The 23,061-nt window shown below is 49.6% G+C and carries 16 protein-coding genes; all 16 read left to right on the top strand.

Annotated elements, in window-relative coordinates:
* On the top strand, positions 1-666 hold a 666-nt coding region (locus tag ABUA47_RS13435), incomplete at its 5' end, for a RagB/SusD family nutrient uptake outer membrane protein (RefSeq protein ID WP_349831661.1).
* 153 nt (positions 667-819) lie between these two features.
* On the top strand, positions 820-3,186 hold the full coding sequence (locus ABUA47_RS13430; RefSeq protein WP_035447702.1) for a glycoside hydrolase family 3 C-terminal domain-containing protein: 2,367 nt from the start codon (positions 820-822) through the stop codon (positions 3,184-3,186).
* Between the two features lie 87 nt (positions 3,187-3,273).
* A complete protein-coding gene (locus ABUA47_RS13425; RefSeq protein WP_035447705.1) occupies positions 3,274-4,158 on the top strand; it encodes an alpha/beta hydrolase in 885 nt (294 codons plus the stop codon).
* 31 nt (positions 4,159-4,189) lie between these two features.
* The gene (locus ABUA47_RS13420; protein ID WP_005825853.1) at positions 4,190-5,395 is read left to right on the top strand and encodes an esterase; all 1,206 of its coding nucleotides are present in this window, start codon (positions 4,190-4,192) and stop codon (positions 5,393-5,395) included.
* A 45-nt stretch (positions 5,396-5,440) separates the two neighbouring features.
* Positions 5,441-6,637 (top strand): esterase, encoded by a 1,197-nt coding sequence (locus tag ABUA47_RS13415; protein ID WP_005825852.1) that lies wholly within the window; start codon positions 5,441-5,443, stop codon positions 6,635-6,637.
* Positions 6,638-6,641: 4 nt separating this feature from the next.
* Entirely contained in the window at positions 6,642-8,966 is a 2,325-nt protein-coding gene (locus ABUA47_RS13410) for a glycoside hydrolase family 3 C-terminal domain-containing protein (RefSeq protein WP_347774540.1), read from the top strand.
* Between the two features lie 136 nt (positions 8,967-9,102).
* Entirely contained in the window at positions 9,103-11,592 is a 2,490-nt protein-coding gene (locus tag ABUA47_RS13405) for a glycoside hydrolase family 3 N-terminal domain-containing protein (protein WP_008661991.1), read from the top strand.
* Positions 11,593-12,062: 470 nt separating this feature from the next.
* Complete coding sequence (rimP, locus tag ABUA47_RS13400; protein WP_005824352.1) at positions 12,063-12,530, top strand: ribosome assembly cofactor RimP; 468 nt, start codon at positions 12,063-12,065, stop codon at positions 12,528-12,530.
* Between the two features lie 4 nt (positions 12,531-12,534).
* Positions 12,535-13,800, top strand: a complete 1,266-nt coding sequence (gene nusA, locus ABUA47_RS13395) for a transcription termination factor NusA (RefSeq protein ID WP_005824354.1) — start codon at positions 12,535-12,537, stop codon at positions 13,798-13,800.
* Positions 13,801-13,923: 123 nt separating this feature from the next.
* On the top strand, positions 13,924-16,971 hold the full coding sequence (infB, locus tag ABUA47_RS13390) for a translation initiation factor IF-2 (protein WP_005824356.1): 3,048 nt from the start codon (positions 13,924-13,926) through the stop codon (positions 16,969-16,971).
* Between the two features lie 153 nt (positions 16,972-17,124).
* Entirely contained in the window at positions 17,125-17,637 is a 513-nt protein-coding gene (locus tag ABUA47_RS13385; protein WP_008661989.1) for a CvpA family protein, read from the top strand.
* A gap of 48 nt (positions 17,638-17,685) precedes the next feature.
* The gene (sufB, locus tag ABUA47_RS13380) at positions 17,686-19,140 is read left to right on the top strand and encodes a Fe-S cluster assembly protein SufB (protein WP_349831660.1); all 1,455 of its coding nucleotides are present in this window, start codon (positions 17,686-17,688) and stop codon (positions 19,138-19,140) included.
* Positions 19,141-19,184: 44 nt separating this feature from the next.
* A complete protein-coding gene (sufC, locus tag ABUA47_RS13375; RefSeq protein WP_005824362.1) occupies positions 19,185-19,940 on the top strand; it encodes a Fe-S cluster assembly ATPase SufC in 756 nt (251 codons plus the stop codon).
* Positions 19,941-19,957: 17 nt separating this feature from the next.
* Positions 19,958-21,301 (top strand): Fe-S cluster assembly protein SufD, encoded by a 1,344-nt coding sequence (sufD, locus tag ABUA47_RS13370; protein WP_005824364.1) that lies wholly within the window; start codon positions 19,958-19,960, stop codon positions 21,299-21,301.
* A gap of 67 nt (positions 21,302-21,368) precedes the next feature.
* Positions 21,369-22,589, top strand: coding sequence for a cysteine desulfurase (locus ABUA47_RS13365; RefSeq protein ID WP_008661986.1), 1,221 nt, complete (start codon positions 21,369-21,371; stop codon positions 22,587-22,589).
* Between the two features lie 70 nt (positions 22,590-22,659).
* Positions 22,660-22,980, top strand: a complete 321-nt coding sequence (locus tag ABUA47_RS13360) for a heavy metal-binding domain-containing protein (RefSeq protein ID WP_005824368.1) — start codon at positions 22,660-22,662, stop codon at positions 22,978-22,980.
* The last annotated feature ends 81 nt before the right edge of the window (positions 22,981-23,061 follow it).

The following is a 23,061-nucleotide window of genomic DNA, read 5'->3' as shown; positions in this document are numbered from 1 at the left end:
TTTAATGGTACCGGATGGGGATTTATGGTTCCTCAGAAAAAGTTGTATGATGCATTTGTTCAGGAAGAGGGTGTAGATGGTTATCGGTTGAATCAGACAATGAAAACCTATGACCAAATTTCTCAATTGGGTGTCAAGGTTGCCAAAGGGCAGAGTTTGATTAATGAAGGTTATTTCATGTGGAAGCGTCGCTTCTCGAATGTAGAATCTCCTGCTGGGTTCTGGTGTTCATATAATAACTATCGTTGGATGCGTTATGCTGAAGTCTTGTTACTGGCAGCTGAAGCAAACCTGAAGGATGGCAATCAATCCGAAGCTGATGCTTGCTTGAATGAGGTGCGTCAGCGTGCAAGATTGGATGCAAAGACGGCTACCTTGGATGCCATTAAATTGGAAAAGAGACTGGAACTCTGTTCTGAATATACCCGTTATCAGGATATTATCCGTTGGAAAGATGCGGAGGCTTTGCTTAAGGATCAGGGTGAAAGAACACCTATCTTGTCAAATAAGGCAGGAAAAGATGAGCCGGATAATGTAGCGGTAGAATACATTCAGTATAACAAGGATAAAACGCGTTATGGTTTCAAGGAAAGACATTATTTGTTGCCTATTCCGGCAAAGGAAATCCGCTTGAATCCGAATATGGAACAAAATGCAGGTTGGTAAAGCGCATAAAGAATCAAAATCTAACTTCGTCATCTGATGCAGATAGACAAAATTAGATTTTTCTAACTGATTAATTGTTTGTAGAAGAAGTCCCCCGTGGAAATCATCTAATTGTACGGGGGCTTCTTTTGTGGCTTTTTAAATATAATATATATGAGAAGATTGTCAATTACTTTATTTTCACTCTGTCTGGCATCTGCCTTGACTGCACAGACGACCGGTTCGAATCAGTCAGTCAGACTGCGTGCCGATAATATCGACGAAGTAGTCAGTGCCATGACCCTCGAAGAGAAGGTACACCTCGTTATCGGTTGTGGAATGTCGATGGGAAGTGATACCAAGTTTCCCGGAACAGCGGGACGTACTTACGACATTCCCCGACTGGGTATCCCTTCCGCCTATCTTGCCGACGGACCGCACCGGTTGGCGATGGCTGCCAAGCGGGAATTCGACAGCCGTACTTATCATGCTACGGAATTTCCTTCCAGCACCACGGTGGCAGCAACTTTCAATCCGGATGCAGCCCACAAGGTGGGACGTACTTTGGGTACGGAGGTGAAGGATTATGGTTTGGATGTGTTGCTGGCACCGGGTGTCAACCTGATGCGAAATGTGCTCTGCGGACGTAACCATGAATATTATTCGGAAGATCCGGTGCTGACCGGCAAAATGGCTGCTGCTTATATCAACGGAATCCAGAGCCGGGGGACAGGTACCTGCCTGAAACACTTTGCCGTAAACAACCAGGAGACCAACCGCAATAACAACGACTCTCGCCTGACACAACGCCCCTTGCGCGAGCTGTATTTGAAGTGCTTTGAGATTGCTGTCAAAGAGTCTCAGCCCTGGAGCGTGATGACCGCCTACAATAAGGTGAACGGCAAATATACCTGCGAGGACCGTGAACTGACAGAAGACATCCTCCGCGACGAATGGGGATTCAAGGGACTGGTGATGTCCGACTGGAATGCCGGAAAAGATGCCGTGACCTCCATCGTAGCAGGAAACGATATGCTTCAACCGGGGCAGGACCGCCAGTATAAAGCTATTTTGAAAGCCGTAGAGAGTGGTACACTGGATTTGGCACTCCTCGACCGCAGCGTGAAGCGTGTGCTGGAGTTTGTGGTCAAGAGCCATACCTTTGCCGGCTACGAGTATCCCAATAAAACCGACTTGGAGGCTCATGCGCAAGTAGACCGTGAGATAGGTGCGGAAGGTATCGTGCTGCTGGATAACAAGCAGGCGCTACCCATGGCTGCCGGCATCAAAAAAGTGGCCCTTTATGGAACTACTTCCTATGACATGGTTCCTGCCGGCATGGGCTTTGGCAGTACGGGCATCGGTTATTACACGGTTTCTATGGTAGAAGGTTTGCGCAATGCGGGCTACACCGTGGACAAAGAATTGCTGAACCGCTACAAGAAGCATATGGCCGACGAGCAGAAACGGCTTTTTCCTCACGGAAAACCACCTTTCGCCTTTACTCCGCTGCCCCGTGCCGAGGAGTTCCTGCCCACTGCCGAGGAACTGGCTGCACAAGTGAAAGCCAACGACATTGCCGTGCTTACGCTGGGGCGTGTCAGTGGCGAGGGCTGTGACCGCCGTGTGGAAGATTTCCTTCTGAAGGAGAACGAATTGGCTCTGATTAAGCAGGTGTCTGCCGCTTATCATGCTGCAGGCAAGAAACTGGTGGTGGTTCTCAACATCTGCAGCCCGGTGGAAACTGCTTCTTGGAAGGGACTGGCAGATGCAGTGGTTTGTGCCTTCCAGCCGGGACAAGAGGTGGGCAATTGTATCACGGATATCCTGACCGGAGAGGTGAATCCTTCGGGCAAGTTACCCATGACGTTTGCCGTGAAATATGGCGATGCGCCGTCGGATGCTAACTTCCCTTTTGATTACGAGTTCAAGATGCCGTCGTTTGCTATGGGTACCGGCATGAACTTCAAGTCCGAAAAGAAAGAGGAGAAACCGAAGGAACCGGAGAAAAATGTGGATTTCACCAACTATGAAGAGGGAATCTATGTGGGTTATCGCTATTTCGACACTTTCGGTAAAGAGGTTTCCTATCCGTTCGGTCATGGTTTGAGCTATACTGCTTTTGACTATGCGGTAGAGAACGCCAAAATGGATGCCGACCGCTGTGAGTTGAAAGTGAGCGTGAAGAACATCGGCAAGGTGGCAGGGCGTGAAGCTGTACAACTCTATGTGAAAGCTCCGAATGGGGGACTTGACAAGCCTGCCAAGGAGTTGAAGGCCTTCGGCAAAACTGCCTTGCTCCAGCCGGGCGAGAGCCAGACACTGATTCTGACTTGGAACGTGATGGACATGGCTTCCTTTAATGAGAAAAACAGCTCTTGGGAGTTGGCTAAGGGTGAATATCAGTGGATGGTTGCCGCATCTTCGGCCGATGTGCGTTGCACAGCGGTACAGAGGGTGACAAAGGCACGCAAGCAGAAAGTGCATGATGCCATGCGGGCGCAAGTGCCTGTGGCTGTGTATCCGATGGTGAAGAGATGAGGGGGATATGCGTGAAAAAACTGATATATATCAATTAGTTTTAGAATGGAAAACGCTTATTTTGTAGTACATTTTTAAATCGATACCATGAAAAGATTGATACTCTCTCTCTTAGCCGTCTGCTTGCTGTGGATGGCAAATGCACAAAATCCTGCATGGGGACCGCAAAGCAAGGTAGTGACCGACAGCATCTACAGCCAGGTATTGAAAGCACACCGTGCCTACACCATCTATCTGCCGCAAAGCTATAGCAATGAAACGGATAGGAAATATCCTATCCTCTATTTGTTGCACGGCATGTCGGGGGTGAATACCAGTTGGTTTACAGACCAACGTGTGAAGGACGTGATGGACCAGTTGGTGGCATCGGGCGAGGCTTGCGAGATGATTATCGTCAGCCCCAATGCAGGAGGCAATCCGGCTACTTGCTGGAACGGCTACTTCAACATGCCGGGCTGGGCTTACGAAGATTTCTTCTATAAGGAGTTCCTTCCTTATATAGAGAAGACTTACCGGGTGAAAGGTGATAAGCGGCATCGTGCCATTGCCGGACTTTCTATGGGCGGAGGTGGAACGACGAGCTATGCACAACGCTATCCGGATATGTATTGTGCTGCCTATGCCATGAGTGCTTTGATGAACATCCCCGTCAGTGGTGAGGAGGTGGGAAAAGATCCCGACCCCACAAACAAGATGGCTGTGCTGACGCGTTCTGTGCAGGAACATAGTTGCATCAGGTATGTGGTTGAGGCAGATGATGCGCGTAAGGCACAGCTTCGTACAGTACAGTGGTTTGTGGATTGCGGAGATGATGACTTTCTGCTGGACCGTAATATAGAGTTTTTCCAAGCGATGCGTAATGCCGGTATCCCTTGCCAGTTCCGTGTGCGGGATGGCGGACATACCAGCGAATATTGGCATTCGGCACTTTATATGTGCCTGCCTTTTGTAAGTCGCAGCTTTGCTAAATAACAAAAAGCTAATTCATTTAATATAAGAAATTATGAAAAGATTATTAAGTTCGGCAGCGATGCTGCTGGTCTGCTGTGTCACCCTTTTTGCACAGCAAGCTCTTTGGGGAGGTGCGGCGGTTGTCTCTCCTGATATTCATGATGACAACACGGTTACTTTTCGCTTGAAAGCTCCTAAGGCTGTAAGGGTGCAGATTACTGGTGATTTTCTGCCTCCACAAACTATTAAGACTCCTCGTGGCGATTATGATGCACCGGGCATTGCCGATTTGACAGAGGGGAAGGATGGCGTTTGGGAATTTACTACTCCCGAACCATTGAAGCCGGAACTTTATGGATACTCCTTTATTGTGGATGGATTGAGAATGATGGACCCGAGCAATGTTTACATGATTCGGGATGTGGCTACCGTGACCAATGTATTTATCATCGGTGGTGACCGTGCCGATTTGTATAAAGTGAATAAGGTACCCCATGGAACGGTAAGTCGCATGTGGTACAATAGTCCTTCGCTGGGAATGGACCGCCGTCTGACGATTTACACTCCGGCTGGTTATGAAACCAGCGGCAAGCGTTATCCGGTATTTTATCTGCTTCATGGTGCAGGTGGTGATGAGGAAGCTTGGATTGCTCTTGGCCGTACTTCGCAGATATTGGATAATCTCATTGCACAAGGCAAGGCTAAACCTATGATTGTGGTGATGACTAACGGCAATGCTTGGCAAGATGCTGCTGCAGGTGAATCTCCCAAGGGTTTTGTTGCCCCCTCCATGCGTCCCGACGAAAGAGCGAAGGTGGCGGAAGGTGCTTTTGAACTCTCGTTTCCCGAAATTGTGAAGTTCGTGGAGAAGAATTTCCGCACTCTTGCCAATAAGAAGAACCGTGCTATTGCCGGGCTTTCTATGGGTAGTTTCCACTCTTGCAATATTTCCAAGTATTACCCGGACATGTTCGACTATGTAGGTCTTTTCTCCGGTGCAAGTACCGGAAACGATAAATCGACTTGTCCGGTCTATACCGACTTCGAAGGTAAGCTGAAGACTCAGTTTGCCAAGAAACCGGCTCTTTACTTCATCGCATGCGGCAAGACGGACTTTGTTTATAAAGGTGTGGCCGACTTTCGCAAGTTGCTTGACGACAATGGTTATAAGTACGAGTATCTTGAAACGGGCGAGGGACATATCTGGAGGAACTGGCGAATCTATCTGACGGAGTTCGCGCCGAAGTTGTTCAAATAAGAGGATTTGGTATAACTAATTTAATAACAAAATAACATACGTATCATGAAAAGAATTTCTATTTTGTCAGCTCTGTTGCTGATGTGTGCGATGACTTTCGCGCAACAAGCTCTCTGGGGAGGCGCTCCCGTGGTCTCACCTGAGATACACGACAACAATACAGTAACTTTCCGCTTGAAGGCGCCGAAAGCCGTAAAGGTGCAAGTAACCGGCGACTTCCTGCCTACGCAGAAAATCAAGACTCCTTTTGGTGAGTTTGATGGTCCGGGTGTGGCAGATTTGAAAGAGAACAAGGACGGTGTGTGGGAATTCACTACTCCCGAACCGCTGAAACCGGAACTCTACAGCTACACTTTCCTGGTAGACGGACTGAAGATTAACGACCCTGCCAACGTCTATATGATTCGAGACGTGGCAAGCGTGACGAATGTATTCATCATCGGTGGTGACGAGCGCATCGACCTTTACAAAGTGAATAAAGTTCCTCATGGAACGGTATCTAAGGTATGGTACAACAGCCCTACGCTGGGTATGGACCGCCGTCTGACTGTCTATACGCCTGCCGGATATGAGACAAGCGGCAAGCGCTATCCCGTCTTCTACCTGCTACACGGCATGGGTGGCGACGAGAACGCATGGAGCGAACTGGGACGTACGGCACAGATTCTGGATAACCTCATCGCCCAAGGCAAGGCCAAGCCGATGATTGTAGTAATGACCAACGGTAACGCTGCGTTGGAGGCTGCTCCGGGTGAATCGTCACTGGGTTTTGCCGCTCCCAGCATGAATCTGCCCAAGACGATGGAAGGTTCTTTCGAAACGGCTTTCCCCGACGTGGTGAAATTCATTGATAAGACTTACCGTACACAGGCCAACAAGAAGGGGCGTGCCATTGCTGGTCTCTCTATGGGAGGTTTCCACTCCATGCACATCTCCAAGCAATATCCGGACATGTTCGACTATGTAGGGCTGTTCTCGGCTGCCATCATGCCCAACAAAGATGTGAAGTCTCCGATTTATGACAACCTTGAAGTCAAACTGAAAACCCAGTTTGCCAAGAAACCGGCACTCTATTACATCGCTATCGGTAATAAAGACTTCTTGTTCCAGGCCAATAACGACTACCGCAAGATGTTGGACGAGAAGGGTTACAAATATGAATATTATGAAACCGGAGAAGGTCATATCTGGAAGAACTGGCGTATTTACCTGACAGAATTCGCACCGAAGATATTTAAATAAGATTATGAAGAAGAATATCATATCCATGGCAGCAGCAATGGCTGTTTTGTCAGCTTGCGGACCGGGTGTGCCGCAGCTTGGAAAGTCCTCTCTGGATGAGGTGATTGGCGCCATGACCTTGGAGGAAAAGGCGCATCTGGTAGTGGGTACCGGTATGGCAGGTTTCTCGGGTGACAGTGCCGTAATCGGTGCAACGAGAAAGCTGGTGCCGGGTGCGGCAGGAACCACATACCCGATTGAACGCCTCGGCATTCCCGCTGTGGTGCTGGCTGATGGTCCCGCCGGACTGCGTATCGACCCCAAGCGTGAGGGGGATTCGGCTACGTACTATTGTACTCATTTCCCTATCGGAACTTTGCTCGCCTCTACCTGGGACCAGGAACTGGTGGAAAGTGTAGGTCAGTCCATCGGTAACGAAGTGCTGGAATACGGTGCGGACGTGCTGTTGGCTCCGGCGCTGAACATTCACCGTAACCCGCTTTGCGGACGTAACTTCGAGTATTATTCCGAAGACCCGTTGGTGTCGGGTAAGATTGCCGCCGCCTACGTACGTGGTGTGCAGAGCAACGGTGTGGGTACCAGTATCAAGCACTTTGCTGTGAACAACCAGGAAACCAACCGTATGGCTACGGATGCGCATGTATCTCCACGCGCCTTGCGCGAAATCTACTTGAAAGGGTTCGAGATTGCCGTGAAGGAATCCGCTCCTTGGACCGTGATGTCCTCATACAACTACCTGAACAGTGTCTATACTTCGGAAAACAAGGAGTTGCAGACAACGATGCTGCGTGACGAATGGGGCTTCAAGGGTATGGTGATGACCGACTGGTTCGGTGGTAAAGATGCTGTGGCACAGATGGTGGCGGGCAACGACATGTTGCAGCCCGGTCTGCCCAAGCAGTACGAAGCCATCGTGAAGGGTGTGCAGGACGGAGCGTTAGATGAAGCCATCCTCAATCAGAATGTGAAGCGTATTCTGGAGATGATTCTCCAGACTCCCCACTTCAAGGGATATAAATACTCCAACAAGCCTGATTTGAAGGCGCATGCTGCCGTTACTCGCCAGTCGGCAACGGAAGGTATGGTATTGCTGAAGAACGATAACGGTGCTCTGCCGCTGGCTGCCGACGTGAAGAACGTGGCACTCTTCGGTTGCACTTCCTACGATTTCATTGCAGGCGGTACAGGTTCGGGCAACGTGAACCGCGCTTATACCGTTTCGCTATTGGACGGCTTGAAGAATGCCGGCTATGTGGTGGATGAAGCGCTGAAGAATAGCTATGAAGCTTACCTGAAAACCGAGAAAGAACGTCTGTCCAAAGATAAGAAAGAGTGGTTCATGCCCGATACCCGTCCGGCTGAGATGGCTGTTTCCGCACAAGTCATCCGCGAGCAGGCTGCCAAGGCCGATGTGGCACTGGTGACGCTGGGACGTACCTCCGGTGAGTTCCTTGACCGTATGGTAGCCGACTTCAACCTCACCAAAGAGGAACAGAACATGTTGAAAGCTGTGTCCGATGCTTTCCACGCTGCCGGAAAGAAGGTAGTGGTAGTGCTCAATATCGGTGGTGTGATTGAAACTGCTTCTTGGAAATCTGCTCCCGATGCCATTCTTTGTGCATGGCAGGCAGGCCAGGAGGGAGGAAACAGTGTGGCTGACGTGCTGAGTGGCAAGGCTTCTCCTTCGGGCAAGCTGACAATGACTTTCCCGGTGAAGTTTGAAGATGCCGCTTCTTCCGACAACTTCCCGATAGACATGCGTGTGAGCACCGACCTCATGAACAAAGGCGGGAAGAAGAACGACGTGAAGAACGTGGACTATACCAATTACGAAGAGGACATTTACGTGGGTTACCGTTACTTCGACACCTTTGGCAAGCAGGTTTCCTATCCTTTCGGTTACGGTCTTTCCTATACCACTTTTGCTTACGACAAGGCTGCTGTCAAGGCAGACAACGGTGTCTATACCGTGTCTGTAGAAGTGAAGAACACCGGTAAGGTAGCAGGCAAGGAAGTGGTTCAGCTTTATGTATCCGCTCCCGATGTTGCTGCCAACAAGCCCGAAAAGGAACTGAAGGCTTTTGCCAAGACCAAGGAGCTGAAACCGGGCGAAGCGGTTGTGGTGACGCTGAAAGTGAATGCTGATGACCTGGCTTCCTACGATGAGGCTGCATCGGCATGGGTGGTAACTCCCGGAAACTACAAGTTCCTCGTCGGGGCTTCCTCACGCGACATCAAGGCTACGCTGGAGGCTGAAGTAGCTGCCGCAACGCAGAAGACGAACAACATCCTGAAACTTCAGGAACCGATGAGCCTCTTGAAGAGATGAGAGTTGGATTGTCTGAAAAAATAACAAATCATACCCTAAAAAACATCCTGTTGTACCCTTTGGTATGGCAGGATGTTCTTATCTTTGTGCCTCGTATAAACAGATAGTGCAACTATTATAAACCAATATCACAACCATGAGTAAAAAGTTAATCTTATCTTTAGCCCTATCAGGGTTAGTACTTACTTCTACGGCGCAGACCACTGTTGCGCCTGCCATTCCAAGAGACGAGAAAATAGAACAGCAGATTGAGACTTTGCTGAAGAAGATGACGCTTGACGAGAAAGTCGGTCAGATGTGCGAACTCACCATAGACCTCCTGCAGAAACGCGCCAATCCTTTTGCCGGTCTCAATCCGAAAGATATAACTGTAGATGATTTGAAGAAAATCGTCAAGAGGTATAAGTTAGAGAAAGAGTTCAAGCTGGGTAAGGAGATGCCTTCGCAAGAAGTGATGATGCAGCTCTATATGCGTATCCAGGGTATTGAGAATGCCAAGGGCTTCCAGTTGGACGAGGCGATGCTCGACTCTGTCATCGGAAAATACAAAGTAGGCTCCATCTTGAACGTGCCTAACGGTGTGGCACAAAGCGTGGAGAAGTGGCAGGAAATCATCAAACGCATTCAGGAGAAATCCATGGAGGTGATGGGTATTCCTTGTGTGTACGGTGTAGACCAGATACACGGAACTACCTATACGCTGGGTGGTACTTTCTTCCCGCAAGGCGTCAATATGGGAGCTACCTTCAACCGTGAACTGACACGTGAAGGTGCACGCATCTCCGCTTATGAAACAAAGGCGGGAAGCATTCCCTGGACGTATGCCCCGGTGACCGACCTCGGACGTGACCCGCGCTGGCCTCGTATGTGGGAAAATTATGGTGAAGACGCCTACGTCAATGCCGAAATGGGACGTGAAGCAGTTATCGGTTTCCAGGGCGAGAACCCCAACCTGATTGGCGAGAACAACGTTGCCGCTTGTATGAAGCACTATATGGGTTATGGTGTTCCCGTTTCCGGTAAGGACCGTACGCCGTCTTCCATCACCGAGCAGGATATGCGTGAGAAGCATTTCGCTCCTTATCTGGAAATGGTGAAAGCAGGTGCCCTCTCCGTGATGGTGAACTCCGCCATGAACAACGGTCTGCCTTTCCATGCCAACTATGAGCTGCTGACCAAGTGGCTGAAAGAAGACCTCAACTGGGACGGTATGATTGTGACTGACTGGGCGGACATCAACAACCTTTATAGCCGCGACCACATAGCCAAGGATAAGAAGGAAGCCATCAAGCTCGCCATCAATGCCGGCATCGACATGTCGATGGACCCGTACGACTGGAAGTTCTGCACACTCCTGAAGGAGCTGGTGGAAGAAGGCGAAGTCCCCATGAGCCGCATTGACGATGCGGTGCGCCGCGTATTGCGCCTGAAGTACCGCCTCAATCTGTTTGAGAAACCCTATTATGATTTGAAAGACTTCCCGCTGTTCGGCAGTGCGGAACATGCCGCCGCCGCACTCCAGGCTGCCGAAGAGTCTTTGGTACTCCTGAAGAACACAGACGGCATACTGCCGCTGGCAAAAGGCAAGAAACTGCTGGTTACCGGTCCGAATGCCAACTCCATGCGTTGCCTCAACGGCGGCTGGTCCTACTCTTGGCAGGGTGACAAGGCAGACGAGCATGCAGGCCAATATAATACCATCCTCGAGGCTTTCACCAATAAATTCGGTGCGGACAACATCATCTACGAAGCCGGTGTCACTTATAAGCAAGGTGGCAACTGGTGGGAAGAGAATGCTCCTGAGATAGAGAAAGCCGTAGCTGCCGCTGCCGGTGCCGACTACATCGTTGCCTGCATCGGTGAGAACTCTTACTGCGAGACTCCGGGTAACCTGACGAACCTCTTCCTCTCACAGAACCAGCTCGACCTGGTGAAGGCTCTTGCCAAGACCGGCAAGCCCGTCATTCTGGTGCTGAACGAGGGCCGTCCACGCCTGATAGCCGACATCGAGCCTTTGGCAAAGGCTGTGGTCAACACCATGCTTCCGGGCAACTACGGCGGCGATGCGTTGGCAAACCTCATTGCCGGCGACGCCAACTTCAGCGGAAAGATGCCTTTCACTTATCCGAAGGAAATCAACTCGCTGATTACGTACGACTACAAACCGTGCGAACACATCGGCAAGCAGATGGAAGGCGCTTATAACTACGACGCGCAGGTGTCCGTACAGTGGGCGTTCGGCTACGGTTTGAGCTATACCACCTTTGCGTACAGCAACCTCAAGGTGGATAAGTCGGACTTTACCGCTGATGATGTGCTTACTTTCACCGTTGATGTGAAGAATACCGGTGACCGTGTCGGCAAGGAGAGCGTGTTGCTCTTCAGCAGTGACCTCGTTGCCTCCCTTACTCCCGATACCCGCCGTCTTCGCGCTTTCGAGAAAGTGGAACTGAAACCGGGCGAGACAAAGACCGTGACTCTGAAACTGAAAGGCTCCGACCTTGCTTTCGTAGGCTATGATGGCAAGTGGATTTTGGAGAAAGGTGACTTCCGCATCCAGACGGGTGACCAAACGGTGAACGTGGTTTGTACGGATACCAAGAAGTGGGAGACTCCGAATAAGTGATACGACAAGGTCTTTTAGACCTTTAGAACCATAGTAAAAGGGCCGATAGCATGAAACAAGCTATCGGCCTTTTATTTTTCCGCGTTGTCTTTCAACAGTATCTTCTTTCCGTTTGTATCTCCTTACTTCTTTTCCTGAAACAATAGAGATTGTATGCTTGAGATGTACATCTCATGTTGTCCGAGATGCACATCTCGTTGTGCTTGACATGTGCATCTCATGCAGTATGGAACGTGATAATTCATTTCATAAAGTATAAGCTTCTGTCTCATAAGATTATATGTTTTACCCCTTATCTTGAAGTGTTGAAAGGGTGTGTTTGTAATATAATTCCCGTTTGAACCGTTAAATCAATCTTTTTTTCTCTAATATTTTGTAGTCGAACAGATTATTTATATCTTTGCAACCGAAAACGGATGAAAGGTGGAGGGGCGATTAAGCTCCTCTTTTTTGTTCCTAATGGTTAATCTATGATAGAAAAGAAAACTGTTTGTCAGATTGTTGACGAGTGGCTGGCAGGAAAGGACTACTTCCTTGTGGAGGTGACAATCAGCCCGGATGACAAGATTTTGGTGGAAATAGACCACAAAGAAGGTGTTTGGATTGAGGACTGCGTAGAGCTGAGCCGCTACATCGAGTCCAAGTTGAACCGTGAGGATGAGGATTATGAGTTGGAAGTCGGTTCGGCCGGCATCGGACAGCCCTTCAAGGTACTGCAGCAGTACATTAACCACATCGGCAAGGAAGTGGAAGTGCTGGCAAAGGACGGCCGCAAGCTCAGCGGCGTGTTGAAGGAAGCCGACGAACAGCATTTCGTCGTGACCATTCAGAAGAAAGTGAAAGAGGAAGGTGCCAAGCGTCCCAAGCTGGTGGACGAGGACTTGACCTTTACGTATGAAGAGATAAAATACACTAAATACTTAATCAGTTTTAAATAAGACTATGGCCAAAAAAGTAGAAACTGTCAGCTTGATAGATACATTTTCGGAATTTAAGGAACTGAAGAATATCGACAGAACCACGATGGTAAGCGTACTCGAGGAGTCGTTCCGTAGTGTGATTGCGAAAATGTTCGGTACCGATGAGAATTACGACGTAATTGTAAACCCGGACAAGGGTGACTTCGAAATATGGCGTAACCGTGAGGTAGTGGCAGACGAGGATTTGGAAAACCCGAACCTGCAGATTGCATTGTCCGAAGCACAAAAGATTGATGCTTCTTATGAAGTGGGCGAGGAAGTGACGGATGAAGTTATCTTCGCGAACTTCGGTCGCCGTGCCATCTTGAACTTGCGCCAGACACTGGCCTCCAAGATATTGGAACTGGAGAAAGATAGTATTTACAACAAATACATTGATAAAGTGGGTACCATCATCAATGCGGAAGTCTACCAGATTTGGAAGAAAGAGATGCTGCTGCTCGATGATGAAGGCAACGAACTGTTGCTGCCCAAGACCGAACAGATACCGAGTGACTTCTACCGCAAGGGCGAGACCGCCCGCGCCGTAGTGGCACGTGTGGACAACAAGAATAATAATCCGAAGATTATCCTAAGCCGTACGTCGCCCGTCTTCCTGCAACGTCTGTTCGAAATGGAAGTACCCGAAATCAATGACGGACTGATTACCATCAAGAAGATTGCCCGCATCCCCGGCGAGCGTGCCAAGATTGCCGTTGAGAGCTACGATGACCGTATCGATCCGGTAGGTGCTTGCGTGGGTGTGAAGGGTAGCCGTATTCATGGTATTGTCCGCGAGCTTCGCAACGAGAATATCGACGTTATCAACTATACGTCCAATATCCAGTTGTTTATACAGCGTGCCTTGAGCCCTGCCAAGATTTCTTCCATCCGCTTGAACGAGGAAGAACGCAAGGCTGAAGTGTTCTTGAAACCCGAAGAGGTGTCGCTGGCTATCGGTAAAGGCGGTTTGAATATCAAGCTTGCCAGTATGTTGACTGAGTACACCATCGACGTGTTCCGTGAGTTGGATGAGGCCATAGAGGATGAAGACATCTACTTGGACGAATTCCGTGATGAAATAGACGGTTGGGTTATCGATGCCATCAAGGCTATCGGTATCGATACGGCTAAGGCTGTGTTGAACGCTCCCCGTGAGATGTTGATTGAGAAGACGGACCTCGAAGAAGAGACGGTGGACGAGGTATTGCGCATTTTGAAACAGGAGTTTGAAGAGGAGGAGCAGTAATGTGGTAATGTGGGTAATATGCTAATGTGCCAATGCAGATAGCATATCGGATGAAGTGCACACTCCTTTTTTCTCAGCCAATTAGCACATTAGCATATTGGCACATTAATTCATTAAATTAGTATGACGATAAGGTTAAACAAAGTAACAAGAGATTTAAATGTAGGGATTACGACGGCTGTCGAGTTCCTGCAAAAGAAGGGATTTACCGTTGAGGCAAATCCGAACACAAAAATTACGGATGAACAGTTCGAACTGCTCAAAAAGGAGTTTAGTACAGATAAGGACCTTAAGATAAAGTCGGAGCGTTTCAGCCAGGAACGTCAGAGCAAGGACCGCAACAAGGCGTCCGTGTCTATTGACGGCTATAGGGAAACGCAGGAGAAAGCGAAGCCCGAGGAGATTAAGACGGTTGTTCCGGAAGACGCACGTCCGAAGTTCAAGCCGGTAGGCAAGATTGATTTGGACAAACTGAACCGTAGACCTGCTCCTGCTCAGGAAAAAGAGAAAGAAGCGGAAAAAGCGGTAGAGGAGAAGAAGGTGGAGGAACCGGCAGTTGTAGAAACGCCGAAACCGGAACCTGCTCCTGCTCCCCAACCGGAACCACAGCCGCAACCGGAGGTACAGCCGGCATCTGAGTCCGAGCCGCAGCCCGTTTCGGAACCGCAGCCACAACCCGTTGTCAAGGAAGAGCCTGCTCCGGTTGTAGAGGCTCAACAAGAATCTAAAAAGGAAGAAATGATAGAAGCGCCTGCTCCCGTACCGGTGGCTGAAGAAGCACCGGTTGAAAAAGAGGGGAAAGAAGAAGGAGAAGAAATCTTCAAGATACATCAGCCTGAGTTTGTTTCGAAGATTAATGTCATCGGACAGATAGACCTGGCGGCTCTGAACCAATCCACACGCCCGAAGAAGAAATCGAAAGAGGAGAAACGCAAGGAGCGTGAAGAGAAGGAAAAGATTCGCCAGGATCAGAAGAAGCAGATGAAGGAAGCTATCATCAAGGAAATCCGCCGTGATGACAGCAAGTTGAAGGATACCGCTGCCGGCGATGCCAACGGCAAGAAGAAACGTGTCCGTATCAATAAGGAGAAAGTGGACATCAACAATGCTTCCAACTTCCAGCGTGGTGGCAACGACCGTGGACACGCTGGTGCCCAGCAAGGTCAGGGTGCCCGCCCGCAAGGTGGAAACCAGCCTGGTGGAAACAATGCCAATAATAACCGCAACCGCAATAAGGACCGCTTCAAGAAGCCGGTCATCAAGCAGGAGGTTAGCGAGGAAGATGTAGCAAAGCAGGTAAAGGAAACTTTGGCACGCCTCACTTCCAAAGGAAAGAACAAAGGTGCCAAGTATCGTAAGGAAAAACGTGACATGGCTTCCAGCCGTATGCAGGAATTGGAAGACATGGAAATGGCAGAAAGCAAGGTACTGAAGATTACGGAATTCGTGACGGCCAACGAGTTGGCAAGCATGATGGATGTTTCTGTTACTCAGGTCATCGCCACTTGTATGAGCATTGGTATGATGGTATCCATCAACCAGCGTCTGGATGCCGAGACCATCAACTTGGTGGCTGAGGAATTCGGCTTCAAGACAGAATATGTAAGCGCAGAAGTGGCGCAGGCCATCGTAGAGGAAGAGGATGATGAGGAAGATTTGGAACCTCGCGCTCCGATTGTAACGGTGATGGGTCACGTAGACCACGGTAAGACTTCATTGCTCGACTATATCCGTAAGGCGAATGTGATTGCCGGTGAAGCGGGTGGTATCACACAGCACATCGGTGCCTACCACGTGTCGCTGGACGACGGACGTAAGATTACATTCCTCGATACTCCGGGCCACGAGGCGTTTACCGCCATGCGTGCCCGTGGTGCCAAAGCTACGGATATTGCCATCATCATTGTGGCTGCTGACGACAACGTGATGCCGCAGACAAAGGAAGCCATCAACCATGCCATGGCTGCGGGTGTTCCTATTGTATTTGCAATCAATAAGATTGATAAACCGACTGCCAACCCCGACAAGATTAAGGAAGAGCTGGCTGCCATGAACTTCTTGGTGGAAGAGTGGGGCGGTAAGTATCAGTCGCAAGATATCTCTGCCAAAAAGGGTATCGGTGTACCCGAGTTGATGGAGAAAGTGCTGCTCGAAGCAGAAATGCTGGAGTTGAAAGCAAACCCGAACCGCCGTGCTACCGGTTCCATTATCGAGTCCTCATTGGATAAGGGTCGTGGCTATGTGGCTACGGTACTCGTTTCCAACGGTACCTTGAAAATGGGCGACATCGTGCTGGCGGGTACCAGCTACGGTAAGGTGAAGGCTATGTTCAATGAGCGTAACCAACGCATGCAGGAGGCTGGTCCTTCTACACCTGCCCTGATATTGGGCTTGAACGGTGCACCTGCTGCTGGCGACACGTTCCACGTAATCGAAACGGAGCAGGAAGCACGCGAGATTGCCAACAAACGCGAACAGTTGCAGCGTGAACAAGGTTTGCGTACGCAGAAGATGCTGACGCTCGACGAAGTGGGCCGCCGTCTGGCGCTGGGTGACTTCCATGAGCTGAACGTGATTGTGAAGGGTGACGTGGACGGTTCTGTGGAAGCGTTGAGCGACTCTTTAATCAAGCTGTCTACGGAGCAGGTGCAGGTAAACGTAATCCACAAGGGTGTCGGTCAGATTTCCGAATCGGATGTCTCGCTGGCTGCCGCTTCGGATGCGATTATCGTCGGTTTCCAGGTACGTCCTTCGGGTGCTGCCGCCAAGATGGCAGAGCAGGAGGGTGTGGATATCCGCAAGTACTCCGTCATCTACGATGCCATCGAAGAGGTGAAGGCTGCCATGGAAGGTATGCTGGCACCGACATTGAAGGAGCAGATAACGGCAACCATCGAGGTGCGCGAAGTGTTCAACATCACGAAGGTGGGACTGGTGGCAGGTGCCATGGTCAAGACCGGAAAGGTGAAACGCAGCGACAAGGCCCGTTTGATACGCGACGGTATCGTAATCTTTACGGGTGCCATCAATGCCCTGAAGCGCTTCAAGGACGACGTGAAGGAGGTAGGTACCAACTTCGAGTGCGGTATCAGCCTGACAAACTGCAACGACATCAAGGTGGGCGATATTATCGAATCTTACGAAGAAATAGAAGTGAAGCAAACATTATAATTGAATAATGTGCAAATATGCTAATGTGCCAATTGGCTGCGCGTACAGAAAATGCCGCAGGGCAATTGGCACATTTTGCATATTAGTTATTTGCTCATTGACCCATTAGCATATTGGCACATTAGCATATTGTCACATTGGTACATTAATTTTATGGCAATTATAGATATCATCATATTGGCTGCTTTCGGCTTGGGCGCAATCATCGGCTTCATGAAAGGTTTTGTGAAGCAATTGGCCTCTCTGCTGGGGCTGATTGTCGGTCTGCTGGCGGCAAAGGCTTTGTATGCCTCGTTGGCAGTGAAGCTGTGCCCCATGTTGACAGACTCTATGACAGTGGCGCAAGTACTGGCATTTGTCTTCATCTGGCTGGCTGTTCCTTTGCTCTTCTCCCTGGTGGCTTCTCTGCTGACCCGGGCAATGGAGGCCGTCTCGCTGGGCTGGCTCAATCATTGGTTGGGGGCTGGTCTAGGGGCTTTGAAGTACCTCCTGCTGACGAGCCTGCTGATTGGTGTCATCGAATTTATAGACGGAGACAATACGCTGATTAGCAAAACAAAAAAGAAAGAATCAGTGTTATATTATCCTATGGAAGAGTTTGCCGGGATATTCTTTCCCGCAGCAAAGGCGGTTACGGAGCAGATTGTAAACGGAGACTTTGACTGATACCGTGAACCGTGATTTTGTAATTCATAATTTGTAATTATAGAAGTGATGCAACAAGAAGAACCCAATAAATATGTAAAGGAACTCACTCAGGAGAAGTATAAGTACGGTTTCACGACCGACGTGCATACAGACATCATTGAGCGCGGGCTGAATGAAGATGTAGTGCGGCTTATCTCTGAGAAGAAGGGAGAACCGGAATGGTTGCTGGAGTTCCGCCTGAAGGCATATCGCCACTGGCTGACATTGGAGATGCCTACATGGGCACATCTCCGCATTCCCGAAATAGATTATCAGGCCATATCCTACTATGCCGACCCTACGAAGAAGAAGGAAGGACCGAAAAGCATGGATGAGGTAGACCCTGAGTTGATAAAGACTTTCAATAAGCTGGGCATTCCGCTGGAAGAACAGATGGCGTTAAGCGGTATGGCTGTGGATGCCGTTATGGACTCGGTGTCTGTAAAGACTACCTTCAAGGAGACACTGATGGAGAAAGGAATCATCTTCTGCTCGTTCAGCGAGGCTGTACACGAGCATCCCGACTTGGTACAGAAATATCTCGGTTCGGTGGTGCCTTATCGTGACAACTTCTTTGCGGCACTGAACTCGGCGGTGTTCTCCGACGGTTCTTTTGTCTATATCCCGAAGGGGGTACGCTGTCCGATGGAGTTGTCCACCTATTTCCGCATCAATGCCCGCAATACGGGGCAGTTCGAAAGAACCTTGATTGTGGCGGATGATGATTCGTACGTTTCTTATCTGGAAGGGTGTACGGCTCCGATGCGTGACGAGAACCAGTTGCACGCGGCCATTGTGGAAATTGTAGTGCACGACCGTGCAGAAGTGAAATACAGCACCGTGCAGAACTGGTATCCCGGTGATGCCGAGGGCCGGGGTGGTGTCTATAACTTTGTGACGAAGCGTGGCCATTGTAAAGGGGTGGACAGTAAACTGTCTTGGACACAAGTGGAAACAGGTTCGGCCATTACCTGGAAGTATCCGTCTTGCATCCTTTCCGGCGACAATTCGACAGCGGAGTTCTATAGTGTGGCAGTAACCAATAACCCTCAGCAGGCAGACACGGGAACAAAGATGATTCATCTGGGCAAGAATACCCGGAGCACCATTGTGAGCAAAGGCATTTCTGCCGGAAAGAGCGAAAACTCTTACCGCGGCTTGGTGCGCGTGGCACAGAAAGCGGACAATGCTCGTAATTACAGCCAGTGCGACTCCTTGCTACTTGGTGACAAATGCGGCGCGCATACTTTCCCCTACATGGATATTCACAATGAAACGGCCATCGTGGAGCATGAGGCCACTACCAGCAAAATCAGTGAGGACCAGATATTCTACTGCAATCAGCGCGGTATTTCTACGGAAGATGCCGTGGGGCTGATTGTGAACGGTTATGCCAAAGAGGTTTTGAATAAACTTCCGATGGAGTTTGCCGTAGAAGCGCAGAAATTGCTTGCCATTTCGCTGGAAGGAAGCGTGGGGTGATTTATAAATAGTAAATTGTAAATAGTCAAATAGTAAATATAAAGATGTTAGAGATAAAAGACCTGCATGCCAGCATCAATGGCAAAGAAATATTGAAAGGCATCAACTTGACCATACGTGATGGAGAAGTACATGCACTGATGGGACAGAACGGTGCTGGTAAAAGTACGTTGAGTAATGTGTTGGTTGGCCATCCTGCTTACGAAGTGACGCGCGGCTCAATTACCTTTAATGGCAAGGACTTGCTTGCCATGAGTCCTGAGGACCGTGCACATGAAGGAATCTTTCTTTCTTTCCAGGCTCCGGTAGAGATTCCGGGCGTGTCGATGGTGAACTTCATGCGTGCGGCTGTGAATGAGCAACGCAAGTACCGCCATCTGCCTGCTTTGTCGGCCAGTGAGTTCCTGAAGCTGATGCGCGAGAAGCGTGCCATTGTGGAGTTGGACAACAAGCTGGCCAACCGTAGCGTGAACGAAGGTTTCAGCGGCGGTGAAAAGAAGCGTAACGAGATATTCCAGATGGCGATGTTGGAACCGACTTTTGCTATTTTGGACGAGACGGATTCCGGATTGGATGTGGATGCTTTGCGTATTGTGGCCGACGGTTTCAACAAACTCAAGACTGCGGAAACCAGTGCTATGGTCATTACCCACTACCAGCGGTTGTTGGACTATATCAAACCCGATACGGTACATGTACTGCTGGGTGGACGTATCGTAAAGACCGGTGGACCGGAATTGGCGAAGGAGATTGAAACACGTGGCTTCGATTGGATAAGGAAAGAAGCAGGTGAATTATAAACTCATAATCTGAAAACATGAGTGTAGAGCAACAATACATAGACCTTTTCTCCCAAACGGAGGCGATGATATGCCGGCATAGTGCCGAGGTGCTGAATGCGCCGCGTGCCGCTGCTTTTGCTGACTTTGAGCGCTTGGGCTTTCCCACCCGTAAGGAGGAGAAATACAAATATACGGATATCAGCAAGTTCTTTGAGCCGGATTATGGCTTGAACTTGAACCGGTTGGAAATTCCGGTGAATCCTTATGAAGTGTTCAAGTGCGATGTTCCCAATATGAGCACTGCTCTTTATTTTGTGGTGAACGATGCTTTTTATGGCAGGGCTTTGCCTAAGTCCCATCTGCCTGAAGGGGTTATCTTCGGCAGCCTGAAGGAGGTGGCCGAGAAACATCCCGATTTGGTGAAGAAATATTATGGCAAGTTGGCTGATACGGCAGAGGATGGGGTGACGGCGTTCAACACCGCTTTTGCACAAGACGGCGTTCTGTTTTATGTTCCTAAGAACGTGGTGGTAGAGAAACCTATTCAGCTGGTGAATATCCTGCGTGGTGACGTCAATTTTATGGTGAACCGCCGTGTGCTGATTATTCTGGAGGAGGGTGCACAAGCCCGCTTGTTGGTGTGTGACCATGCGATGGACGGCGTGAACTTCCTGGCAACGCAGGTGATAGAAATCTTTGCCGGTGAGAATGCCATTTTCGATTTTTATGAACTCGAAGAGACACACACCAGTACGGTACGTATCAGCAATATGTATGTAAGGCAGGAAGCCAATAGTAATGTATTGCTGAATGGTATGACCTTGCACAACGGAACTACACGGAATACAACCTGTGTGACGCTTGCCGGTGAACATGCGGAGCTGAATCTGTGCGGTATGGCCATTGCAGACAAGAATCAGCATGTGGACAATCATACGACAATCGACCATGCCGTGCCCAACTGTACCAGCAATGAGCTTTATAAGTATGTCCTTGACGAGCAGGCTGTAGGTGCCTTTGCCGGTCTGGTTTTAGTGCGCCCTGACGCACAGCACACCAGTTCGCAACAGACCAACCGCAATCTTTGTGCCACCCGAGATGCACATATGTACACCCAGCCTCAGCTGGAGATTTATGCAGATGACGTGAAGTGCAGTCACGGCGCTACGGTGGGGCAGCTCGATGAAAGCGCTCTCTTCTATATGCGGCAGCGTGGTATCCCGGTGCGCGAGGCGCGCCTGCTGCTGATGTTCGCTTTTGTCAACGAAGTTATCGACACCATCCGTTTGGATGCTTTGAAAGACCGTCTGCATCTGCTGGTAGAGAAGCGTTTCCGGGGGGAACTGAACAAATGCCAGGGGTGCGCCATCTGCAAGTGATAGCTTATAATTTCGATTCATTATGAACAACGATATAAATAAGAGTAGTATCTTGGCTCCCCTCCCTATGGGAGAGGGGCTGGGGGAGAGGCTTCGAGCTGATTTCCCTATCCTTTCCCGTGAGGTATATGGCAAGCCGTTGGTCTATCTGGACAACGGCGCGACTACGCAGAAACCTCGCCAGGTAGTAAATGCCATTACGGACGAATATTATTCGGTGAATGCCAATGTGCATCGCGGAGTGCACTTCCTGTCGCAGCAGGCTACAGAGCTGCACGAGGCCTCGCGTGAGACGGTGAGACGTTTCATCAATGCTCGCAGCACGAATGAGATTGTCTTCACCCGTGGTACGACGGAGAGTATCAACCTGCTTGTCTCCAGCTTTGGTGAGGAATTTATGCAGGAGGGGGATGAGGTGATTCTTTCTGTGATGGAACACCATAGCAACATTGTTCCCTGGCAGCTGCTTGCCGCCAAGCGTGGAATTACCATCAAGGTGATTCCGATGAATGACAAGGGCGAACTCTTATTGGACGAATATAGGCAGTTGTTCTCCGAACGTACCAGGATTGTCAGTGTGGCGCATGTTTCCAATGTGCTGGGTACGGTCAATCCCGTCAAGGAGATGATTGCTTTTGCCCATGAGCAGGGTGTTCCGGTGCTTGTGGACGGTGCCCAGTCCATTCCCCACATGCCGGTAGATGTGCAGGATCTGGATGCCGATTTCTTCGTTTTCTCCGCGCACAAGGTGTATGGTCCTACGGGGGTAGGGGTGCTTTATGGTAAAGAGGGGTGGCTGGATAGGATACCTCCCTATCAGGGCGGTGGAGAGATGATTCAGCATGTATCTTTTGAAAAGACTACCTTCAATGAATTGCCCTTCAAGTTTGAAGCCGGTACGCCGGATTATATCGGTACTACCGGACTTGCCAAAGCTTTGGACTACGTTTCGCTGGTTGGGATGGACAAGATTGCCGCCTATGAACACGAATTGACCCAGTATGCCATGCAACGGCTGAAAGAGATTCCCGGTATGCGTATCTTCGGCGAGGCAGAAGACAAGGGTAGTGTCATATCGTTTCTGGTAGGTGATATCCATCATTTTGATATGGGTACATTGCTCGACCGTCTTGGCATTGCCGTACGCACGGGACATCACTGTGCCCAACCATTGATGCAGCGTCTTGGCATCGAAGGAACAGTGCGTGCATCTTTCGGGCTTTACAATACCCGGGAGGAGATAGATGTGCTGGTGGCAGGTATAGTTCGTGTCAGCCGGATGTTCTGACCAAAGCAAAGCTTTGCAACCTTTCTTTCATTCCTTGCGTCTAATATGTCAACAACTAAAAAAATGAATTATGTTAGTAACAACAACCCCGACTATTGAGGGTGGACGTATCACCCGCTATTATGGCATCGTTTCCGGTGAAACGATTATCGGTGCCAATGTATTCCGCGATTTCTTTGCCAGCATCCGCGACGTGGTGGGTGGGCGAAGTGGCTCTTATGAAGAAGTGCTGCGCGAAGCTAAAGATATAGCCTTGCGCGAGATGCAAGAACATGCCCGTGCTATGGGTGCCAATGCCGTGATTGGTGTAGACTTGGACTATGAAACGGTAGGAGGCAGTGGCAGCATGTTGATGGTTACGGCATGCGGTACGGCTGTAACGGTGGAATAAGTTCGCTCTACTATATTACAACATAGGAAGATATAAGAAATGGCAACCCTGTGAATGGTTGCCATTTTCTTTATAAGGAGT

Origin of the sequence: Bacteroides sp. RTP31139st1_H2_RTP31139_211217, assembly GCF_040227615.1 — a bacterium.
In the GTDB taxonomy this organism is placed as follows: Bacteria; Bacteroidota; Bacteroidia; order Bacteroidales; family Bacteroidaceae; genus Bacteroides; species Bacteroides uniformis.
Note: the sequence above shows the minus strand (reverse complement) of the source record. Positions and strands in the feature narration are given on the sequence as shown.

What these genes read in the sequence shown, in the direction of transcription:
- ABUA47_RS13410 (WP_347774540.1), top strand. Translation starts at nt 6,642, where the DNA reads ATGAAGAAGAATATCATATCCATGGCAGCAGCAATGGCTGTTTTGTCA.
- ABUA47_RS13415 (WP_005825852.1), top strand. Translation starts at nt 5,441, where the DNA reads ATGAAAAGAATTTCTATTTTGTCAGCTCTGTTGCTGATGTGTGCGATG.
- ABUA47_RS13365 (WP_008661986.1), top strand. Translation starts at nt 21,369, where the DNA reads ATGGGAGAGGGGCTGGGGGAGAGGCTTCGAGCTGATTTCCCTATCCTT.
- infB (WP_005824356.1), top strand. Translation starts at nt 13,924, where the DNA reads ATGACGATAAGGTTAAACAAAGTAACAAGAGATTTAAATGTAGGGATT.
- ABUA47_RS13430 (WP_035447702.1), top strand. Translation starts at nt 820, where the DNA reads ATGAGAAGATTGTCAATTACTTTATTTTCACTCTGTCTGGCATCTGCC.
- ABUA47_RS13360 (WP_005824368.1), top strand. Translation starts at nt 22,660, where the DNA reads ATGTTAGTAACAACAACCCCGACTATTGAGGGTGGACGTATCACCCGC.
- nusA (WP_005824354.1), top strand. Translation starts at nt 12,535, where the DNA reads ATGGCCAAAAAAGTAGAAACTGTCAGCTTGATAGATACATTTTCGGAA.
- sufB (WP_349831660.1), top strand. Translation starts at nt 17,686, where the DNA reads ATGCAACAAGAAGAACCCAATAAATATGTAAAGGAACTCACTCAGGAG.
- ABUA47_RS13385 (WP_008661989.1), top strand. Translation starts at nt 17,125, where the DNA reads ATGGCAATTATAGATATCATCATATTGGCTGCTTTCGGCTTGGGCGCA.
- ABUA47_RS13420 (WP_005825853.1), top strand. Translation starts at nt 4,190, where the DNA reads ATGAAAAGATTATTAAGTTCGGCAGCGATGCTGCTGGTCTGCTGTGTC.
- ABUA47_RS13425 (WP_035447705.1), top strand. Translation starts at nt 3,274, where the DNA reads ATGAAAAGATTGATACTCTCTCTCTTAGCCGTCTGCTTGCTGTGGATG.
- sufC (WP_005824362.1), top strand. Translation starts at nt 19,185, where the DNA reads ATGTTAGAGATAAAAGACCTGCATGCCAGCATCAATGGCAAAGAAATA.
- sufD (WP_005824364.1), top strand. Translation starts at nt 19,958, where the DNA reads ATGAGTGTAGAGCAACAATACATAGACCTTTTCTCCCAAACGGAGGCG.
- ABUA47_RS13405 (WP_008661991.1), top strand. Translation starts at nt 9,103, where the DNA reads ATGAGTAAAAAGTTAATCTTATCTTTAGCCCTATCAGGGTTAGTACTT.
- rimP (WP_005824352.1), top strand. Translation starts at nt 12,063, where the DNA reads ATGATAGAAAAGAAAACTGTTTGTCAGATTGTTGACGAGTGGCTGGCA.